15 protein-coding genes and 1 tRNA gene are annotated in these 18,793 nt (G+C 46.5%); 12 read left to right on the top strand and 4 right to left on the bottom strand.

The features are described 5' to 3' along the window. Positions 1–83: 83 nt before the first annotated feature. The 3 genes from Pan161_RS05735 (at position 84) to Pan161_RS05725 (ending at position 3,488) form a co-directional block, all read left to right on the top strand. On the top strand, positions 84–1,418 hold the full coding sequence (locus Pan161_RS05735; protein ID WP_145224892.1) for a CpaF family protein: 1,335 nt from the start codon (positions 84–86) through the stop codon (positions 1,416–1,418). Positions 1,419–1,490: 72 nt separating this feature from the next. Further along, the gene (locus Pan161_RS05730) at positions 1,491–2,423 is read left to right on the top strand and encodes a type II secretion system F family protein (RefSeq protein WP_145224890.1); all 933 of its coding nucleotides are present in this window, start codon (positions 1,491–1,493) and stop codon (positions 2,421–2,423) included. 69 nt (positions 2,424–2,492) lie between these two features. Next, positions 2,493–3,488: a type II secretion system F family protein gene (locus Pan161_RS05725; protein WP_197995714.1), complete on the top strand. Its 996-nt coding sequence runs from the start codon at positions 2,493–2,495 to the stop codon at positions 3,486–3,488. Between the two features lie 94 nt (positions 3,489–3,582). Here Pan161_RS05725 and Pan161_RS05720 read toward each other — a convergent pair whose 3' ends face one another. Next, positions 3,583–5,013, bottom strand: a complete 1,431-nt coding sequence (locus tag Pan161_RS05720) for a sigma 54-interacting transcriptional regulator (RefSeq protein WP_145224886.1) — start codon at positions 5,011–5,013, stop codon at positions 3,583–3,585. Between the two features lie 735 nt (positions 5,014–5,748). On the opposite strand from Pan161_RS05720, the gene Pan161_RS05715 reads away from it, so the two are divergent. Continuing rightward, positions 5,749–7,128 (top strand): hypothetical protein, encoded by a 1,380-nt coding sequence (locus tag Pan161_RS05715; protein ID WP_145224883.1) that lies wholly within the window; start codon positions 5,749–5,751, stop codon positions 7,126–7,128. A gap of 65 nt (positions 7,129–7,193) precedes the next feature. On the opposite strand, the gene Pan161_RS05710 is transcribed toward Pan161_RS05715, so the two are convergent. Beyond that, positions 7,194–7,267, bottom strand: a tRNA-Cys gene (locus Pan161_RS05710). A 463-nt stretch (positions 7,268–7,730) separates the two neighbouring features. Here Pan161_RS05710 and Pan161_RS05705 point away from each other — a divergent pair. The 5 genes from Pan161_RS05705 (at position 7,731) to Pan161_RS05685 (ending at position 11,752) form a co-directional block, all read left to right on the top strand. Beyond that, on the top strand, positions 7,731–8,546 hold the full coding sequence (locus tag Pan161_RS05705) for a hypothetical protein (protein ID WP_145224881.1): 816 nt from the start codon (positions 7,731–7,733) through the stop codon (positions 8,544–8,546). Between the two features lie 228 nt (positions 8,547–8,774). Next, on the top strand, positions 8,775–9,848 hold the full coding sequence (locus Pan161_RS05700; protein WP_232103635.1) for a S1C family serine protease: 1,074 nt from the start codon (positions 8,775–8,777) through the stop codon (positions 9,846–9,848). Between the two features lie 237 nt (positions 9,849–10,085). Further along, entirely contained in the window at positions 10,086–10,451 is a 366-nt protein-coding gene (locus Pan161_RS05695) for an STAS domain-containing protein (protein ID WP_145224876.1), read from the top strand. A gap of 264 nt (positions 10,452–10,715) precedes the next feature. Continuing rightward, positions 10,716–10,946, top strand: coding sequence for a Flp family type IVb pilin (locus tag Pan161_RS05690; RefSeq protein WP_145224874.1), 231 nt, complete (start codon positions 10,716–10,718; stop codon positions 10,944–10,946). 215 nt (positions 10,947–11,161) lie between these two features. Continuing rightward, the gene (locus Pan161_RS05685; protein WP_145224872.1) at positions 11,162–11,752 is read left to right on the top strand and encodes a hypothetical protein; all 591 of its coding nucleotides are present in this window, start codon (positions 11,162–11,164) and stop codon (positions 11,750–11,752) included. A 54-nt stretch (positions 11,753–11,806) separates the two neighbouring features. Here Pan161_RS05685 and Pan161_RS05680 read toward each other — a convergent pair whose 3' ends face one another. Both Pan161_RS05680 and Pan161_RS05675 read right to left on the bottom strand, forming a co-directional pair. Next, positions 11,807–13,201, bottom strand: a complete 1,395-nt coding sequence (locus Pan161_RS05680; protein ID WP_145224870.1) for a PQQ-binding-like beta-propeller repeat protein — start codon at positions 13,199–13,201, stop codon at positions 11,807–11,809. Between the two features lie 157 nt (positions 13,202–13,358). Continuing rightward, positions 13,359–13,823, bottom strand: a complete 465-nt coding sequence (locus Pan161_RS05675) for a RidA family protein (RefSeq protein WP_145224868.1) — start codon at positions 13,821–13,823, stop codon at positions 13,359–13,361. 167 nt (positions 13,824–13,990) lie between these two features. Between Pan161_RS05675 and Pan161_RS05670 the strand changes: the two genes are divergently transcribed. The 3 genes from Pan161_RS05670 (at position 13,991) to Pan161_RS05660 (ending at position 18,790) form a co-directional block, all read left to right on the top strand. Further along, entirely contained in the window at positions 13,991–15,058 is a 1,068-nt protein-coding gene (locus tag Pan161_RS05670; RefSeq protein ID WP_145224866.1) for an endonuclease/exonuclease/phosphatase family protein, read from the top strand. A gap of 144 nt (positions 15,059–15,202) precedes the next feature. After that, positions 15,203–16,765 (top strand): PQQ-binding-like beta-propeller repeat protein, encoded by a 1,563-nt coding sequence (locus Pan161_RS05665; RefSeq protein ID WP_145224864.1) that lies wholly within the window; start codon positions 15,203–15,205, stop codon positions 16,763–16,765. A 114-nt stretch (positions 16,766–16,879) separates the two neighbouring features. Further along, positions 16,880–18,790 (top strand): sulfatase-like hydrolase/transferase, encoded by a 1,911-nt coding sequence (locus tag Pan161_RS05660; RefSeq protein ID WP_145224862.1) that lies wholly within the window; start codon positions 16,880–16,882, stop codon positions 18,788–18,790. The last annotated feature ends 3 nt before the right edge of the window (positions 18,791–18,793 follow it).

The following is an 18,793-nucleotide window of genomic DNA, read 5'->3' as shown; positions in this document are numbered from 1 at the left end:
TAGAGTCAATTGATATGGAACTTTTTCCAGGCGATTGGTTCTTTCAGTCTGGATAACAAATCTTCAGACATTTAGGTTTTAGCATGGAATCACTTGGTACAAAAAAACTTTTTGTGGAACCGATCAGTTACATTCCTGAGAACAGGGAAGCTGAACTTCGATTTCAGAAACAAAAAGTACTCATCCATCAGGAACTGGTTGATTCCCTTGATCTGTCTATGCTGGCTCAGATCTCAGAGAAAGAGCTCTCTGGAGAAGTCCGTGCCGTCGCAATGGAAATCTGTGATGATCATGCTTCAGTGCTTGAGGGGATTGACCGCGAAAGGCTTCTGGGCGAATTATTAAGTGAGGTTTTCGGACTGGGACCGCTGGATAAACTCATGCAGGACCCTGATGTAAGTGATATCCTGGTCAATCATGCTTATGAAATACATATTGAAAAAGGGGGGCAACTCCTGGAATCGGATGTCATTTTCGCTGATAACCAGCACCTGATGCGAATTATCCAGAGAATTGTTTCACGTGTTGGACGCAGAATCGACGAAGTCAATCCCATGGTCGATGCCAGGCTCCCTGATGGCTCCCGAATCAACGCCATTATTCCTCCACTGGCTTTAAATGGCCCTTCATTATCGATTCGTAGATTTGGAGCAAAACCTTTACAGATCGATGATCTGATAGATAAAAAATCTGTCACACCGGAGATCGTAGACTTCCTGGCTGCTGTGGTTGATTCCCGGATCAGTATGTTGATTTCAGGTGGTACCGGCAGTGGTAAAACAACGATGTTGAATGCCCTGTCAAATTTTATACCGCGTGAAGAACGCTTGATTACAATCGAAGATTCAGCAGAGTTACTGTTGCAGCATAAGCATGTCGTTCGACTCGAAACCAAAGTGGATAATACCGAAGGTGTGGGTGAAATCTCGCAGAGGCAGCTAGTGAAAAACAGTTTGCGTATGCGGCCTGATCGAATTATTATCGGTGAGGTGCGAGGTGCGGAAGCGTTGGATATGCTTCAGGCGATGAATACAGGTCATGAAGGTTCTCTGACGACTATCCATGCCAATGATACCCGTGATGCCCTGGCCCGACTGGAGATGATGGTGGCCATGAGTGGATTTGACCTGCCTCTGCCTGTGATCAGACAATATATCGCAAATGGTATCGGAATCATCCTGCACGTGTCTCGTCTGAAAGGCGGACAACGTTGTGTTACGAAAGTTTCTGAGATCGTCTCACTGAACAGCCAGGGAGATTACATCGTTGAAGATATTTTTGGTTTTGAACAAACCGGGATTGATGACCAGGGAAAAGCACAGGGTAAATTTTATGCCACTGGGTATCGTCCGGCGTGTCTCAAACGCATGGAAGCATCTGGAATCAAACTGAGTCAGCAGATCTTTGAGAAAAAATAAGAATGACTCCAGAGGAATTTTATCCCTGGAGTTGCGTATTGTGTTTTAAACAGTAAGTGGAGAACTCCAGTAGTGGACAGTTCATCGATAGCATTGATTTGTTTTGCTGCAGTGACAGTTGCTGCACTGGCAGCTTATCTGTTTGCCCGCGATTTAAGTGGAGTGACTGGTTCAAAAGGCGAAACCTTTTCAAAACGACCTCGGCTGCGCAGGATTCATAATGTATTTGACCAACAGCCAGCGACCAGCCTGCTGGGAAAATTCGATCAGAGTTTTGATCGACTGGTACTTGAGAACGGGTCAGATTTTACACCACTTAGTGCTTTTCTCCTGTTGATTGCCTGCGGTCTGGCTATTGGGGGCAGCATTTTCATTTATTCGAATCAACCTCTGGCTGGGATTGCCGGGATGATTGGGGGCATGATCGCAGTTCTGATCATTATGCACCTTCGCCGAAGAAAACGCATGCAGACCATTCAAGAAGAACTTCCAGAAATGATTGATTTACTGGCGCGCTCGACGCACGCCGGAGCCAGTCTCGAACAGGCGATTTCGATTGTTGGAGAAGAAACCAAAGGACCATTGAGTTTTGAATTCAGACGTTGCGCACGCCAGCTCGATATGAATTTATCAGTTCCCGCTGTGATGAAGTCACTTTCCAGTCGAATCCAGTTGATCGATCTGAAAATATTAACGTCCACATTGATGCTGTATCGAAAAACAGGCGGCAATCTGCCAACCAACCTGGAACGCATGGCGGATGTGATTCGAGATCGCATCAACTATCGTCGTCAGATGAAAGCTTCCACAGGGGCAGGTCGTGCCTCAGCCCTGTTGATGACGATCGTGGCTCCCGTGGCATTTGTCGTGTTACTGGTTGCGTTCCCTGACCATGTTTCCAATCTCTATACCGATCCGATTGGTAATATTTTATTACTGATTGCTATTGTTCTGGAAGTGATTGGGATCATCTGGGTCTCGAGACTCTTAAGAACAGATTATTAAAAGTCGATTCGAAATTTCTCAAACTGGTTGACTGTCACAAGGATGCTGGTTTTTAGTAAAGAGACATCCATGTTTATTGAAATCGTCACTGTTGCCACTTTCCTGTTAGTCTGTTTTGTAATCTTCCTGATTGGAGATGCAATTTCAGCCGGCCATCGTGCAGGTAGAAATAAGACTTCAAAGTTCGATGAGCGAGGGGCCAATTATTATAAAACATCGAAGGTCGGTGTTTTCAGCCGTGCACTTTCCGGTGTGATTCCACAATCTAACCAGGAAATCAGCAAAATTGAACTCGATTTGAAACGGGCTGGTTATTATCGGTCAACGGCTCTGGTGGAGTATCTGGCAACCCGGAATATGCTGGTTGTTCTTGTGTTGCTGGGGACGGGAGTCGGTTGCGTATTAGCCGACCCTGGTTCGAACCTTCCGGAAATTATTCTGGTAGCGGGATTAATCATTGCCGGCGCAGGCTACGGATTGCCTCGTATGGTCCTGCATAACCAGGCCAATCGTCGAGTACATCGAATCCAGAGAGGTTTGCCTGATGCACTTGACCTGGTGATGATGTGCCTGACCGGTGGAGTGCCATTGCGAACGGCTTTAGAACGCGTCACAGATGAAGTCCGTTTTTCTCATCCGGACATCGCCGTTGAATTCGAAATTATTCGCAGACATGCGGATGCAAATTCAATGGCAGATGCTTTGAAGCAGTTTGCCAAACGTATCGATGCACCTGATGTGAACACATTGTCTTTAATGGTTTCTCAGACAGAACGACTGGGAACGAATGTCTCAACGGCATTAATCGATTTTGCAGATGGAGTACGAAGAAAATACCGACAACGGGCTGAAGAGAACTCCAGCAAAACGAGTATCAAGCTGTTGTTCCCAATTATCTTTTGCATGGCGCCTCCCATTTATATATTGTTCTTCGGGCCGGCAGTCCTTGAACTGCGCAATTTTCTGATCCGTGAACATAGACCGGGAGGAATTCTTGAACCAAATACTTATGGGGAATCCATCAGTACTACCTCTGAATCAGTCCGTCAGCAGTCTGAAAATTGAAGCCGTTAAAATCAGAATTCATTAACTTCTACTACGGGATCGGAGCAGCTGAACGAAGCGTGTTTTTCAGAAAACACACTGATCTATACCGAGTTTAATTCTCTGCCTGAATTTTCTTCATCGAAGAAGATTTCGTTTGTTCCAGCATTCCGTATTTGCGCATTTTCTTATAGAGCCCTACTCGGCTGATTCCCAATGCTTTTGCTGTGGCCGTTTTACGGTATCCATTCTCCGAAAGCGATTTCTGAAGTAGATGTTTCTCGCTGATGGCTATCTGATCTGCCAGAGATTTGCTCTCCATGGACTGGTGCAGTTCTTTCTGGCGACAGTTGCTGACTTCTTCAATAATATTGGGAGAAAATTCATCAGAGGTCAATTCGCCGTGATTCGAAAACAGGACTGCTCGTTGAATCTGGTTTTTTAACTCACGCAGATTTCCCGGCCAGTGGTACAGTTTAAGTATGTCAGGCACATTACGATGCACTTTTGTTATCGTGATTCCGTGTTGCTCACAACATTCCGTAATAAACTGAACAGTGAGCGGAATGATATCATGTGGTCGCTCGCGGAGAGCCGGCAACCGAAACTGGAGAACATTCAGTCGATAATATAAGTCAGAACGAAATTTGTTATTGCGGGTCAGTTCATCCAGTTCCACATTTGCAGCAACGATCAGACGTGCTTCAGAGATGCGGGACTCAGTGGATCCAACAGGCTCAAATTGTCCCGTCTCAATGACTTTCAGTAATTTAGCCTGGTCTTTGGATGTGAGGATGTCAATTTCGTCCAGGAGCAGAGTCCCCTTCCCTGCAGCTTCAAAGCGACCAATTTTGGAGCGGTCAGCGCCTGTAAACGAACCTCTCAAGTGGCCGAACAGTTCGCTTTCAATCAAGTCGGAAGGGAGAGCACCACAGGCAATGTTCTGGAAAGGTTCTGAGTTCCTCGGTGAGAGTTCGTGAATCATGGATGCGAGAGTCGTTTTACCAGTACCTGTTTCACCAACCAGAAGCAATGTGACATTATGTCTGGCTATTTTTGTGATCTGATCAAGAATTGGTAGCATTGCCGCGGTATATGTGGCAACGTGCTTACTTCGATCAAAAATATGACGAGATTCTGGTAGGTGGGATGATTTCACCACTGGATCGCTAGCATTCAGATCTACTGAAAGTGCCTGAATTTCATCTGATACAGGCGGGTATTCCAAATAGCTGTCTGTCAGAAAGTTGGCAGACTCCAGCAATTTAAGGGGAATAAACTGGTCAATGATTGAAACGACCTTAACAGCGGTTTCGCATTCATTACGTAGGTATAGCAGGACTGACTTCCGGTCCTCAATTTCAGGAGTGGACTGATCTGCACGCAAATCAATGAATAATACAGTCTGACCTGATTCCTGAAGCGCATGTTTCAGATCCTCATGGCAGGAGACTGTTTTCAACTTCAGATTGATCTCATCCAGTTGCTTACTGAGTTTCAGACCTATTTGAGAGTCCGAGGTGTAGAGAAGTCCAAGAGAGTGCATCACGGATCCTTTTGTACTCTATCAATCAAGCGATGATCCAAAACCAACTGTCGAAATAAGCTGTTCAGTCAGGACGCCGGTCTGAGAATGACTAAGATCAAACGAATGAAAGACTGAGTCGAATAGGAAGAATATAGTGGTTGTAGTGACGGCGTTACGATAACAAATGTTATCACTGGAAGCAAATGTGTAATCAGGGGTAAATAGGAAGCAGTGGGTAATTGCTTTCATAGTAAATATTAAGTCTGATCTAAAGCCAGAACGAAAATAAAAAAAACACTAATAGATTCAAATTGATATGTGTGATAATGTGCACTATTCTGGTTTTGTATTTCAATGGGGGATATTATTTAACTGTGTACATATTTGCTGTGGTGTCTCCAAGGTCCTTTGGTGCGTGTATAATAGACTGAGAGACGCTATGGTTAAATTTAATACGCTCTCGTGTGATTTCCAGTAATGCTAAACAAACTGGTACCGAGTGAGCTTTAGAGAGCTATACTTCAGCGTATCATGTTGCTGGTCCAATTAATCCTTTCGTACCAGTTCGTCGATCACTGCCAGAAATACGTCTGGTTTGTATTACAACGCCGTTAGAAGATTTTGAAATATGTAATGTAGATCTTGTCGATTTAGTAAAACAGGAAGTTCGAGAATCAAACAGCATGGATCGCTCTGTCAAAGTCCAGAGTTTCTTTTCCTGGACCTCATCCATTCTGGTAATTTAATATCCTCATGAGCGATCGAATTCATTTCTGTTTCAGTTGTTCTCTGTTGCTGTTCATGGTGGGACTGGTTATCGCTCCGTCCGGATCGCAGTCACCATTACCTGAGCCGTCGCTGCATTCTCACACCAGTTTTCAGTCACAACAGACAGTTCAAAATTTTCTGGATGAAGAATCCGAGCAGACGGCTTTTGTCAGTCTCAATGAAGGACTGCCGGAGAAAAAAAACAAGGATATCAAGCATTACATTCCATTGAATGTCGTACCGCAAATCATGGCGGGTAAAACAGAGCAACAGTCGCCAGCGCCAGTACCTGCACTCAAGCCGAAAAATCAGCTTCGAAATCAAAAGCCGCTTAAAACGCGGTCATCCTCCCGTACGCTGCGTCGGAACCTGGAACAGACAGTCACGACAGCCAATGATTTAATCAAACAGTCTGAAAATTCTTTTTCGCGGGGATTGATTCCACTGGCAGATTACAATCTGGCATTGAATCTCGCGTACGATACGAAGATCAAAGCAGCAGAGATACAGAACCAGGGGCGTGCCAAATTACAATTATTAAATGAGAAACGAAACCTGATTCAGACTGCAGTCGAACAGCTACAGGCCTTTAATCAGCCCGCCGCGCAAGGTTGGTACGGGGATCTGGTACATGCCAGACTGATTCTGGCTCAGAATGATTACGAAATAGCCGGTGTGTCACAAAACCGCGACCGTCAGCAAACTGCCCTGGGGCAGATATCCCGCCTCTCTGATCAATATTATTCTATTCGTGATGAGGAATTTCAGGTGGGGGAAGCGGGTCTCACTGAATATCGTCGTGCTTCTCGTGCCATAAATCTTGCGAGGCAGGAACAGAATTTATTCCATGGAATGAAAAAAGATGAGAGGAGTCTGATGAACTATGCAGAGGACCTCCGTCAAATTGAGTCTGCGGTAGAGTGGTTTTCCTCAAATGGGGCAGGTTTGGGTAGAGCAGATCTGGTGGATTTGTCGAAAGCACATCTGAATTATGTTCAGGGACAATACTATCAAAAACAGAATAAAGAATCAGAAAGCCAGCAGTTCTTCAATGAGAGCATGCAACAGTCGAAAGCTGCCTGGGAGTTGAGGATTGATCAGTATTATCCGCGGGGAACTGCGAATCTGCATGATATTACCACATCCTGGATATTATGGAATGCCTCTGGTACTGAGCTTTCAGAACTGAAATCCAGCCAGTCTGCTACGATCAAGAAAGAATTAACTTCAGGTTTGGATCGGATGGTCAATACCGCAGATCAGATCACTGATCGCAGAGGGAGATTGGCAGGCGATATCAGTATGGTTCATTGTCTGAAAAACTCGGAGTTCCTGATTGAACTTGAAAACAGTCAGAAAAAATAGCTGTAACCGAGAGAGCATCAGCGCATAAAAAAACAGCCTCCTTCTGGAGGCTGTTTTAATTGAAGAGGCGCCGCCCGGATTCGAACCGGGGAATAACGGATTTGCAATCCGCCGCCTTAGACCACTTGGCTACGGCGCCTGAAAATTACTGATTATCACTCCAATAAACTCTTATCCATCCAGAGTTTATTGTGTTGAAATTATTTAATCAACAGAAGTGATACAGTCATTATTCGACTCTTCTTCGTCTGGATTTGACCGAATCCTAATAACCGATCGAAGTTAGGTCAAGCATTCCGGCACTGATCGGTAAGATTTTTGTAAGCTTCCCAGATTAACAGCTGGATGATCAGTGATGCCTTAAGTTGATTACGGTACCTTTACTTGCAGGAAATAGACGAATATGGCTTCTGACTGAGTAACTGTTCCGCTTTGGTGGCATTCCATGCCAAATCCGTGTAGCATCGAGATTAGATCTGCCCTGCACTTTTCAAAAGTAGTTTCAAGGGCGATGGTTCATAATTTCTCTCCTCAGTTTTCAAAAAAATCCAAATGGATTGAGGAGGGCTTTTTCGTTTACAGGTTAGACCAGTAGAAATATTATGATTGATCATACAGATACAACAGCAAAAATGACGGAAGAACAATTAATTGATCGTGCCCGTGAAGCCTTGAGCGACAGTAGCTGGGTGATTGGTGAATGTGCTGCACAATGGACAAAAAAATACGCCAAGGGAAGAACTGATGCAGATTTTGGCGCAATGGTCGGTCTGAGTGGCGATCAGATTTATCAGAGGCGACGGGTCTGGGAAACGTTCGGAGATGTTCGGGAACAATACCAGCATCTCAAATGGTCACACTACTATATTGCATTGACTTGGGATGATGCTCCGGAATGTCTGCAGTGGGCGGAAGAGAATCAGGCGACTGTCGCAGAGTTGAAAGCGTGGCGTCGTGCTGTGAATGGAGAAGACCTTTCTATTTCCGAACCGTTTGAAGAATACCCGGTTGATTCCGAAGTGACATTTGTCTCCGATGAACCGATCTCTGTCAAAGATCCTTCAGAATATGGTCAGTTGGAGCGGGGAGAATCTGGTTCCCGCGAGCAGGCTGACTCTTCTGCTACTGTTGGGGCTCACGCACGTGATGTCGGCGGTTCCGGTAACGACTATAGCCCTTTCCGATCTGGAGCTGGCGCTGCTGCGCCTCAAGGTTCGAACTCAGAAGTGGCGGTTGTGGCGAAGCCTGAAATCACTCCAGAGCAGGCAATCAAGCGAATTTGTTCTGCTGTGGAACGCTGTCATAAAATGTTAAGTCCCGAAGTGGTTTCTGCATTCCCGGAATTATCCCCCAAACTGAAAAAACGCTTTATCAAAGCAGTCAGTGAATTAAATTCTGCTGCAGCCAGGTTGCAGTAATCAGCAGGCAGAGATCGCTTACGGAGAAACAATGGTTGCGATACTGGAGTGTCCTGACCTAAAATAAGAGTCCTTTAACTCTGTATTCAGCCTCTTTCGATTGCTGTGTAAAATCAGGTTATTCTTTCAGAAACAGAAACAGGGACAGGCAGCTTGGATTCTCCTTCCAGAAAATCTTCAGCGATCCAGCGGTGGTTAATTCTCATTTTAATCGTTCTGATTGTACTGATGTCTGGCGAATTGATCAGGCGTCAGTTCCGCCAGGCATCGTATCAGTTTTCGATGGCACCGGATCTCACCCAGTCTGAAATCAGAACGATCGATTTATTTCGTGAAGCATCACCATCCGTGGTGCATATCCGAACGGCAGAGATTGCATTTGAACTGGGACGATTCAGTCTGAATCAGCAGAAAATACCACAGGGGTCTGGTAGTGGATTCATCTGGAACCGGGAGGGGCATATTGTCACAAACTACCATGTGATTCAAAACGCAGATGAAATGACTGTGACCCTGGCTGCTAACACGACTTGGACTGCTTACCGTGTCAGGGTTGCTCCTTCTAAAGATCTGGCAGTGTTAAAAATTGATGCACCTAAGGACCTGCTAAAGCCCATCGAGATTGGAGCTTCTTCCAACCTGCAGGTAGGCCAGACCGTTTTGGCGATCGGAAATCCATTTGGCCTCGACCAGACTCTGACTACTGGAATTATCAGCGGATTAGGGAGGGAAATCATTTCGGTAACTGGTAGATCGATTCGAAATGTGATTCAAACTGATGCCGCCATCAACCCCGGAAACTCAGGGGGGCCACTGCTTGACAGCTCCGGACGATTAATTGGGATGAATACGGCAATCTACAGCTCATCACATGTTTATGCCGGTATTGGCTATGCAGTGCCCGTTGATTTAATCAGCCGCTTCGTTCCTCAATTGATCGATTTTGGAAAGATTCAGAGTCCCAGCCTGAATTTTACGGGAGTCGATGACTTTGTGACTGGCAAACTCAAAAAGAACGGGGTTTTACCATCTTCAATCCAAGGGGTTATGGTTCAGGATCTACTCAAAGGTGGTGCTGCCGATCAGGCTGGTTTACTGGAAATCAGACGGGACAAGAGTGGAAATATTGTACTGGGAGATTTGATCTTGCAAATGGATGAAACACCGATCATCGGATCAAATTCGCTACTGGATGCGTTGGAAACTCATAAGGTGGGCGATGTCGTGACGCTCACGATATTCCGGAATAATCAAAAATTGAAAGTAAAAGCCAAACTGCAAGACTGGAAAAACGAGCAATAAAATGGTTCCCCTTTATTGTCTCAGTATCAGAGTATGACTCTGGGGGGAGTACGCTGAGGATAGCGTGTTGATAAATATTCGGTTTTAATAGACTTGCGTCGATAGATCTTGGACCGCGAATCGGATTTCTTGGTTGACACTTTAGTGATTTGGATTACTATGTGTAGGTTCCTTTGATGTCCTCATCTGAATTCAGAGAGGGCTTTTACAAATGACGCTCTAGTTGACAGTTCAATTATGCCTGCTGATTATCCCCCGGAAATAGTCAAAGAAGGTCAGGTCACAGTTGTGGCTTTGGGGCCTGAATATGAAAACCTGGACGAACCCAGGCTGGACGCCTTGACAGATGTTCTGTTGCAGGTGGCCGAGACTGCTTCTCCCCCGATTGTTGTTCTCGATCTCTCGCACACCTCATTTTTCGGGTCTGCGTTTATCGAAGTGATTTTCCGGATGTGGAATCGCCTGAATCACAGAGAAGGTGGCAAGTTTACGATTTGCGGTTTAAGTGAATATTGTACCGAGGTACTGGAAGTCACTCACCTGGATCAGCTTTGGGAAACCTTCGACACCAGAGACGCAGCGATCAAAGCGCTTAACTCTTGATCTCTGATGCGTTGTTGTCGTCAGCCTCTCCCTCCCCTCTCATGTAATCTCCTGGAAGCTTGGTTAGCGCAAGTGTTTCTGTTTGTTAACACTTTTGCGGTTTACTGCCACTCTTCCTTATCATGTCTGTCCGTGTACTGATGAAGTTGTTAATCCTGTTTTCAGCAGGGTTCATGCTTTTTTCAGTTGTTTCAGCCTGCTTATCACATCCCGGTTATAGAATCGTGAGATTTCGAATGATTGGTACAGGTTGTGCATATCGTAATGTCTGAGGATTTTCTATCTGGACATATGAAAGGGCGACCTGTGTTTCAAAAAATTAAAACACAAACCAGGCGATGGAAGCAAAAAGTTCGTGGTGCTGTGTTTGTTGAATATCTGCTGCTGCTCACTATTATTGGAATTGGTGCTATCGCAGGACTTACCACATTGCGTAGTGCATTAATCAATGAATTGATGGATCTCGCAAACGCAATTAATGCCATCAACTCATAGTCATAGAGAATGGATGCGGTAAAGTGTATCGTATTATCAAATGGTCTGAGCTAATGGCTCAGGCCTTTTTTATTTATACAGACTGTTTAAGTTGCTGTGTTTTCCCTTTTTGTTATAAAAAGATTGAAATAAAAGGAATGAATCGAATATAATAGGTACGATGAATATACAACCTGTGGTTGTTCTCAATTTAATGGATCGGATGAGGCAGCATCATGAAACGATTATTGATTTTAGCGATTGTCATGGGTGGGTTTTATCTCACAATGACCGGATTCAGTTCTGCGGAGCAGAAACCCAAAATTCCCGTTGCTCAGGTCAGAGATGTAGATCGGCAGGATTCAGACTACCGGGATTATGATCGAAACGACTTAAAAACCGGTCTGGTCAGAGCTTTCTACGACGCACTAGGCGCTGCTGAAAATGATTTAAATGAGAATGGTGACATTGAAAACAATGAATTAGGTAATAACGTTAGAGATAATCGTGGTTTGATTCAGCGGCAGAAATATATCGGCCCCGATGGAAAAGAGCATACCGCGTTCGAAGAAGCCCGTCGGACAATTTATCAGGCAGATCGGATACTGGCTCGCATCAAAGCAGAAAACAGAGTCGCCATGCAGAAACTTCGGAATCCCCCTCGTCGAATTCTGCCAGGTCAGGTCCAGCCTCCCAAGGTGAAAAAAATATCTGATGAGCAAGCTTTAAAACTGAAGATTGAGGCCCAGGAAAAACAGGTACAGCAACAACAGCAAAAGCTGCAGTCTCTGAAAGAGCAACTGGTGAACCGAACTGAAAAGCAATAGCCTGTTTTGAGGACTTGAATAGAATGCCGTGATAGAAGATCCACTTCTACACGGCTATTTTTCTTGAAGATCGAGACAAATCAGTCTTTTTTCATCACGCAGATAGAGCCGGCGATTGGCCAACGCAGGGTGAGCCCATGCTTTGAAGCTCAGTAGACCGGTTAAATTTCCTTTCTCTCGATACTCTGTGGGATTGGCTTCCGCCAGAATCAGTGCCCCTTGCTCTGTCAGGCAGATCAGATGACCCTCTGCGGCGATCTGTGTGCATTTGCCGACACGTCGTGTTTGCCATTGAATCTTCCCTCGCTGCATATCCAGACAACGATAAGAGGCAGCAGCCAGGTCTCCGTGTGGTCCATAAATATAGCCGTCTTTGATAATACTGGTTGCAAACTGATTCTGCAGTGAGAGGCTTTTCCATTGTGAAATCGGACGGATTTCTTCATTCTGCCGAAATAAGGCAAACCGCATACAGCCTGTGCCGTAGGCGGAAGAGATGAAGAGTGATTCATCATTCCAGACGGGGGTCGCACAATTGCAGTTGTATTTATTTCCCCAGACAATGCGCCAGAGTAAACTCCCCTCTTCCGGGTTCAGTGACAGGATCGACGATCCGGTCGGAACAATAATTTGTCGCTGATCAAGCGTGTCAACCACAATAGGAGAACCATAACCAGGCGGATCGTTGCCCACTCCCCAAACCAGTTTTCCGGTATCTTTATTGACTGCGATCACCGAATTATTGTTATTTCCCCCTGGCTGAAGAATCACCAGATCTCCTTCGATCAAAGGTGAAGCAGACATGCCCCAGTAATAGAGAGTCTGTTCTTCCTGTCGTGGGGCTCCGCTGATCTGAAAAATATTGACTTTCCAGAGAACCTCGCCTGATTTGGCATTCAGACAAAGTAAATCACCCGCAGGTAGCAGGCAGTACAGTTTGCCCTCATGGTATGTGGGGGTCGAACGTGGCCCGCGTGCCTGTTTTTGATGATCAATATAAGTGGGAGCTGCCTCAGTGGTCCAAAGTTTTTTTCCAGTTCGGGCATCAAAGCAGACCACGAAATCGTTTGTCAGATGCGTCGCCATAGTCCAGAGCCGGCCTTCGGCGATGACCATTGATGAATACCCCCCTCCCAGGGGAACTCTCCATAAAACGGCCGGCTTATGTACATTCCAGTCCAGATTCAGATCCGTTTCGTCGGAAATCCCATTTCGGTGATTTCCCAGAAACGACGTCCAGGTCCCTGGCTCTGCCTGTGAATCAGCAGACTCTGAGGGAGTGAAAGCAGCTGCTTCCGCAGGCTTTGTTGTACGGGGAGTAATCTTGGGTAACTGGCCTGAAACGAGATTGGTCGACAGTATGAGAAACATCAGATAAACGGCTGTCTGACGTAAGGCGAGACCGCCGAATAATGTTCTTTTAGCTCTCCTCGTTTCAGGCCAATACATCTTGATCAATCCATTAAAATAAGAAGCTTATGCTGATTAGACTGTGTCCAGTTTTACTGTAGCGTCTCCAGTGCCATTTGGACCGACTATAATAGATCGAGAGACGCTATGGTTAAATGTGATGCGCTCCAGCTATTCATTCGTAACAGCCGGCCGTTTATTCGACCTCTACCCAGAGCGCCAGTTGGACCGCTGCATTTAAAGGCATTTCCGAGATTCCCAGAGCCACTCGAGTGTGCTTGCCTTTGTCACCAAAAATATCAGTTAACAGTTGTGATGCAGAATTCAGCACGTAAGGTTGCCGATCAAATCCAGGTGCCGAATGTACGTATCCTTCCAGTCGGATAATACGTTTGATATTTGAGAGTTCCCCTGTGACTGTTTTGATCTGTGCCAATGCATTGAGCAGGCAGAGACTGGCGGCATTGGAACCGTCGTCTTCATGCAGGTGATCCCCTACTCTTCCCTTGAACATCAATTCGCTGCCAATGAAGGGCAACTGTCCGCTGGTAACAATGACATTTCCAAACTGGGTAGCGGGAATGTATGATCCTACCGCCTGAGGAGGAGTAGGCAGTGTGTGCCCCAGTTCCTGGATGCGTGATTCGGGGGTCTGGCTCATGGTGAGTGATATCCTCTGAAGGTGAATTTGGTGTTTCAACTGCTTTTGCAGTAATCCCAGCAGCAGAATCATAACATATCTTAAGCCATCTCGACCAGCAGAAGTTACAGGGAATCAACTGAATTTCACGCCGAATAATATGAACCAGTTCAACAGAAATCAAAGACATGAATTCAGAGCGCACAGACAGTCATAGTTCTCAAAATGGGCAATCTCCCAGACGCAGACTGCGAACAGCGTTTCAGGTCTGGCTGATGAAAGTACTGGTTCTCCTGATTTCCGTCTTCTGGTGCCTGGCTATTTCGATTCGTTTCACAGTCCGAGACTCGAGCAGTGCTGTTGCTTCCCTGGTTTTTTATATGTCTCCTTTAATTCTGTTGAGTCTGGGGGCCTTCGTCGTATTTGTGCTGGCCTGGATAGTTCACTGGCGGCGGATCGCCGTGATCTGGTTTCTGCTTTCAATCATGACCGGAATCTGGTGCTGGAACACGCAATTTCGCGATACAGGCGCGTACAGTGTATTGCAACACGATCCGTCAAAGAAACGGGTTCTGTTCTGGAATATTGGCGATCGGCTCTGGGGAATAGAGCATGTGATCAATGAATTACAGCAACTGGATCCAGATCTGATCGGCCTGGTCGAAGCGGGGCCCGATTCTGCGGAAATGAAGCAGTTCTGGAAACAGTCATTTCCAGAACATCCCTATCAGGTCGTTCAGAATGGTTTTGTTTTTCTATCGCGGCTTCCCATCACAGAAACTTCTTCTGGCAGACTGGTCGATATGGGGCATTATCTGAGATTCCGTTTGCAGTCTGATCAGGCTGACATTAGCGTGCCCGCTGTTTTTCTTGTGGATATCTACAGTAAAGTTCTGAAATCAAGAAGAGCCGCTCTCAAAGAACTGGCAGATCAGGTATCTCAACTGAATCAGCAGCCGGTTCTCGTGCTGGGAGACTTTAATACTCCCAGAGATTCAGTGCACTTTGACTCGCTGAGAAAGAGTTGCAATAACAGTCTGGAAATTGCCGGCGATGGATATCTGGCGACCTGGCCATTGCCGATTCCAGTCCTGGATCTGGATGGGATCTGGGTGAATGAATTCATTGAACTGTATCACGCGGAGAATCGCTGGACGTGGGTGTCAGATCATCGACCGGTGTTGATTGAAATGTCTTTCAAGACACAAAATAAGAAAGTCATCAATGTCGAAAACGGTAAATTCTTCAGGATGTGAATTGTCGGGAATGGTTTTCAATTTCCGACAATTCCGGTTTCCTGCTTCATACCGTGAGTGGATCGCAGTATAATCGAAGCCTGTTTGCTGATTATCAATCTTCAGAACCTGTCATCTGGTGACACCGAATCAGAAGGAATTCTCATGCGATCTATCAGTCGATTGAGCGTGTTGTTATGTCTGTTGGCGATCAGCTTCAGCAGCAGAGTCGAAGCGGCTATCTTCAGCGGAGAAATTAAATCGGTTTCCGCTGCACCGAAACAGGTGGTAATTAAATCGACTCAGGGAAAAGAAAAAAGTTTTCTCATTCCCGCAGACGTGCCTGTGACCTTCAACGGGAAACCAGCTGAATTCGATCAGTTTGAAATCGGTCAGAGGGCCACCATTTTTACTTCTGCAAAGGGTGAGATAACACGCTTTTCCGTTCGCGATGCGGTGGGAAAGAAATCGAGTGACCCAGCCAATCGTCCGAAAAAAACAATGAAGGAACGCAACAGTGCAGCAACTCCCGGAGAGACGCCTGAAACGCAGGGATGGACTCAGTTTCGTGGTCCTGATCGACGAAATATTTCCTATGAGACCGGCTTAAGTAAAGACTGGAATCAGAATCCTCCCAAACTGTTATGGACTGCGCGCGGTCTGGGTGAAGGCTACTCATCTGTTTCAGTGAGTGGGAACCTGCTGTTTACAATGGGAACAAAAGGCAATGAAGAAACGGTGATGGCCATTGATGTCAATACCGGGGAAGTTGTCTGGTCACAACCAAATGGATCTGTGTTTGAAAACAATCAGGGAAATGGCCCCCGTTCGACTCCCACTATTGATGGCGAAAAAGTGTATGCACTGGGTGCGAATGGGAATCTGATTTGTTTATCAACTAAAGACGGCAATATGGAATGGAGCAAAAATATTCTCCAGGAGTTCAACGCGCGTAATATCGTCTGGGGTATCAGCGAATCACCCTTGATTGATGGAGATCAACTGATCTGTACTCCGGGTGGAGCAGGTGCAACCATGGTGGCTCTGAAGAAACAGGACGGCAGCCTCATCTGGAAATCAGCCGTTCCCGGAAATCCGCAGGCTGGTTATGCCTCTGCCATTACCATCAATGTGGGAGGCATCAGACAGTATGTGAATTTTACCCACGCTGGTGTAATGGGAATCGAGTCGGCCAGTGGCAGGCCATTGTGGGGAAATGACAAGGCAGCGAACAAAACGGCAAACTGTTCTGCCCCGGTATTTTATGCAGAGCAGAATTCGATCTTTTACGCTTCCGGATACGGGACCGGCGGTGCCCTGCTCCAGTTGTCGGCGGCTCAGAATGGAGTGAACGCGAAACTGGCATTCTTCACACGTGAGATGAAGAATCATCATGGAGGCATGGTGGAAGTGGATGGTTTCCTGTATGGCTCAAGTGATCCGAATTTTTTGACTTGTATCAATCTTTCTAACGGACAGACAGTGTGGCAGAATCGCTCTGTGGGAAAAGGCGCACTGACCTGTGCCGACGGACATCTCTATCTGAGGAGCGAAAATGGGCCAGTGGCTCTGGTGGAAGTCAACCCAAAAGAATATGTAGAAAAGGGACGCTTTAACCAGCCCGAGCGCAGTGGGAACCGGGCCTGGCCTCATCCGGTTGTGGTGGATGGCAAACTGTTTTTGCGGGATCAGGACCTGCTCCTTTGTTATGATTTACGGAGTAAGTAAAGCTGGAGTTTTCATAAACAGCAAAACTCAAATCCGGTAACTGTTAGAACATGATCCTGTTTTGAAGCTTACTCAACCAGATTCTTAACAACTTTTGATTTGAAAGAAAAACATATGCGGTTTCGAAGTGCTCTGCTGAATCAGTTGAATTGGAGTTTGTTCTCCTTATGTGCCATTTGCACGGCGTTATTTTCGGTCAGTGTCTCTGCTGCCGAATCTGAACGGGGGCGCCCGAATATTCTCTGGATCACAAGCGAAGACAATGGCCCCCATCTGGGCTGTTACGGGGATGAGTATGCGGATACTCCCCACATTGACAAGCTGGCTGCGAAAGGCATGATCTATCTGAACTGCTGGTCGACAGCTCCAGTTTGTGCCCCTGCACGAACGACGCTGATCACCGGCATGTATCCGACCTGCCTGGGAGCCGAGCATATGCGAAGTATGGTCAAATTGCCTGAAAATGTGCTGCTGTATCCACAGTATCTCAGACAGGCAGGCTATTACTGCACGAATAACAGCAAGGAAGATTACAATGTGGAGAAAACCGGAAAAGTCTGGGACCAGTCGAATGGAAAATCGCACTGGAAGAATCGAAAGCCGGGACAACCCTTCTTTGCGGTTTTTAATCATACAATCAGTCACGAAAGTAAAATTCGTAATCGCCCGCATACACTGATTCATGATCCCGCCAAAGTAAGAATCCCCGCCTACCATCCTGATACTCCCGAAGTCCGCCATGACTGGGCGCAGTATTATGACCGGATCACCGAAATGGATGCGAAAGTCGGCAAGAATCTCAAGGAACTGGCCGAAGCCGGACTCACAGAAGATACGATCATTTTCTACTATGGTGACCATGGTTCAGGGATGCCGCGCAGTAAACGCTGGCCTTACAACTCGGGTTTGCAGGTTCCCCTGGTGGTGTATGTTCCCCCGAAATTTCGCAAGCTGGCCCCCGCTGATTATGAGGCTCAGGGGAAAACAGATCGACTGGTAGGTTTTGTAGACTTTGCGCCGACTGTGCTGAGCCTGGCTGGTGTCAAACCACCACAGCATATGCAAGGCGATGCCTTCATGGGTGAGTTTAAAACGAAGCCACAAGAGTATCTCTATGGCTTTCGGGGCAGGATGGATGAACGTTACGACCTGGTTCGCTCCGTTCGAAATCAGCGTTATCTGTATATCAAGAACTATATGCCTCACAAAAAATATGGTCAGTATCTGAATTACATGTTCCAGACACCGACAACTCAGGTCTGGAAGAAAATGTACGATGCAGGCGAACTCAAGCCGCCTCAAACCTATTTCTGGGAGACGAAACCAGCCGAAGAATTGTACGATCTGCAGGCGGACCGGGATGAAGTCAACAATCTGGCTGACTCTGCCGATCATCAGCAGGTTCTGGAAGAGCTGAAGCAGGCGCAGCATAAAAAGATACTCGCAATCAGAGATCTTGGCTTTTTGCCGGAAGCAGAGTTTCACAGCCTGTCGGATGGGGGGGCTCCTTATCTGATTGGTCAGAACAAAGAACTGTATCCACTCAAACAGATTTTGATGATGGCCGACCTCGCTTCTTCTGGAAAACCGTCCGGCGTGGACCAGCTGATCAAAGGGCTTTCCAGCCAGAATTCAGCAATCCGCTACTGGGCGGCGATGGGCCTGTTGATGCGTGGCGATAAAGCAGTCGCGCAAGCACATGAGCCACTCGATAAAGCATTGAAAGATTCTTCTAAATCGGTGCGTTGTATCGCTGCAGAAGCACTCGGGAAATATGGTACTCATCAGGATGTTGACAATGCCGTCGATACACTGATTTCATTATCAGATCAGAAAAAAGAAGGCGTCTATGTGGCCATGCTGGCGTTAAATGGCCTGGATAAACTGGGCAGTGAAAAAGTGGCCCGGGTGCAGGTCCAGATTGCTAAGCTGCCACTGAAGAATGCTCAATTGGACCGACGACTGCAGTCATACGTAGGCCGCCTGGTTGAGCGTCTGCAGGAACAGCAAAACACGGAGAAATGACCG

Source organism: Gimesia algae (genome assembly GCF_007746795.1).
GTDB lineage: Bacteria > Planctomycetota > Planctomycetia > Planctomycetales > Planctomycetaceae > Gimesia > Gimesia algae.
The sequence above is the reverse complement of the archived record's forward strand: the minus strand, read 5'-3'. Positions and strand labels throughout refer to the sequence as shown.

Bases quoted from the DNA above. Each gene is read 5' to 3' on its own strand.
- Pan161_RS05735 (WP_145224892.1), top strand. From the start codon at position 84: ATGGAATCACTTGGTACAAAAAAACTTTTTGTGGAACCGATCAGTTAC.
- Pan161_RS05725 (WP_197995714.1), top strand. From the start codon at position 2,493: ATGTTTATTGAAATCGTCACTGTTGCCACTTTCCTGTTAGTCTGTTTT.
- Pan161_RS05720 (WP_145224886.1), bottom strand. From the start codon at position 5,013: ATGCACTCTCTTGGACTTCTCTACACCTCGGACTCTCAAATAGGTCTG.
- Pan161_RS05715 (WP_145224883.1), top strand. From the start codon at position 5,749: ATGAGCGATCGAATTCATTTCTGTTTCAGTTGTTCTCTGTTGCTGTTC.
- Pan161_RS05705 (WP_145224881.1), top strand. From the start codon at position 7,731: ATGATTGATCATACAGATACAACAGCAAAAATGACGGAAGAACAATTA.
- Pan161_RS05700 (WP_232103635.1), top strand. From the start codon at position 8,775: ATGTCTGGCGAATTGATCAGGCGTCAGTTCCGCCAGGCATCGTATCAG.
- Pan161_RS05695 (WP_145224876.1), top strand. From the start codon at position 10,086: ATGCCTGCTGATTATCCCCCGGAAATAGTCAAAGAAGGTCAGGTCACA.
- Pan161_RS05690 (WP_145224874.1), top strand. From the start codon at position 10,716: ATGTCTGAGGATTTTCTATCTGGACATATGAAAGGGCGACCTGTGTTT.
- Pan161_RS05685 (WP_145224872.1), top strand. From the start codon at position 11,162: ATGAAACGATTATTGATTTTAGCGATTGTCATGGGTGGGTTTTATCTC.
- Pan161_RS05680 (WP_145224870.1), bottom strand. From the start codon at position 13,201: ATGTATTGGCCTGAAACGAGGAGAGCTAAAAGAACATTATTCGGCGGT.
- Pan161_RS05675 (WP_145224868.1), bottom strand. From the start codon at position 13,823: ATGAGCCAGACCCCCGAATCACGCATCCAGGAACTGGGGCACACACTG.
- Pan161_RS05670 (WP_145224866.1), top strand. From the start codon at position 13,991: ATGAATTCAGAGCGCACAGACAGTCATAGTTCTCAAAATGGGCAATCT.
- Pan161_RS05665 (WP_145224864.1), top strand. From the start codon at position 15,203: ATGCGATCTATCAGTCGATTGAGCGTGTTGTTATGTCTGTTGGCGATC.
- Pan161_RS05660 (WP_145224862.1), top strand. From the start codon at position 16,880: ATGCGGTTTCGAAGTGCTCTGCTGAATCAGTTGAATTGGAGTTTGTTC.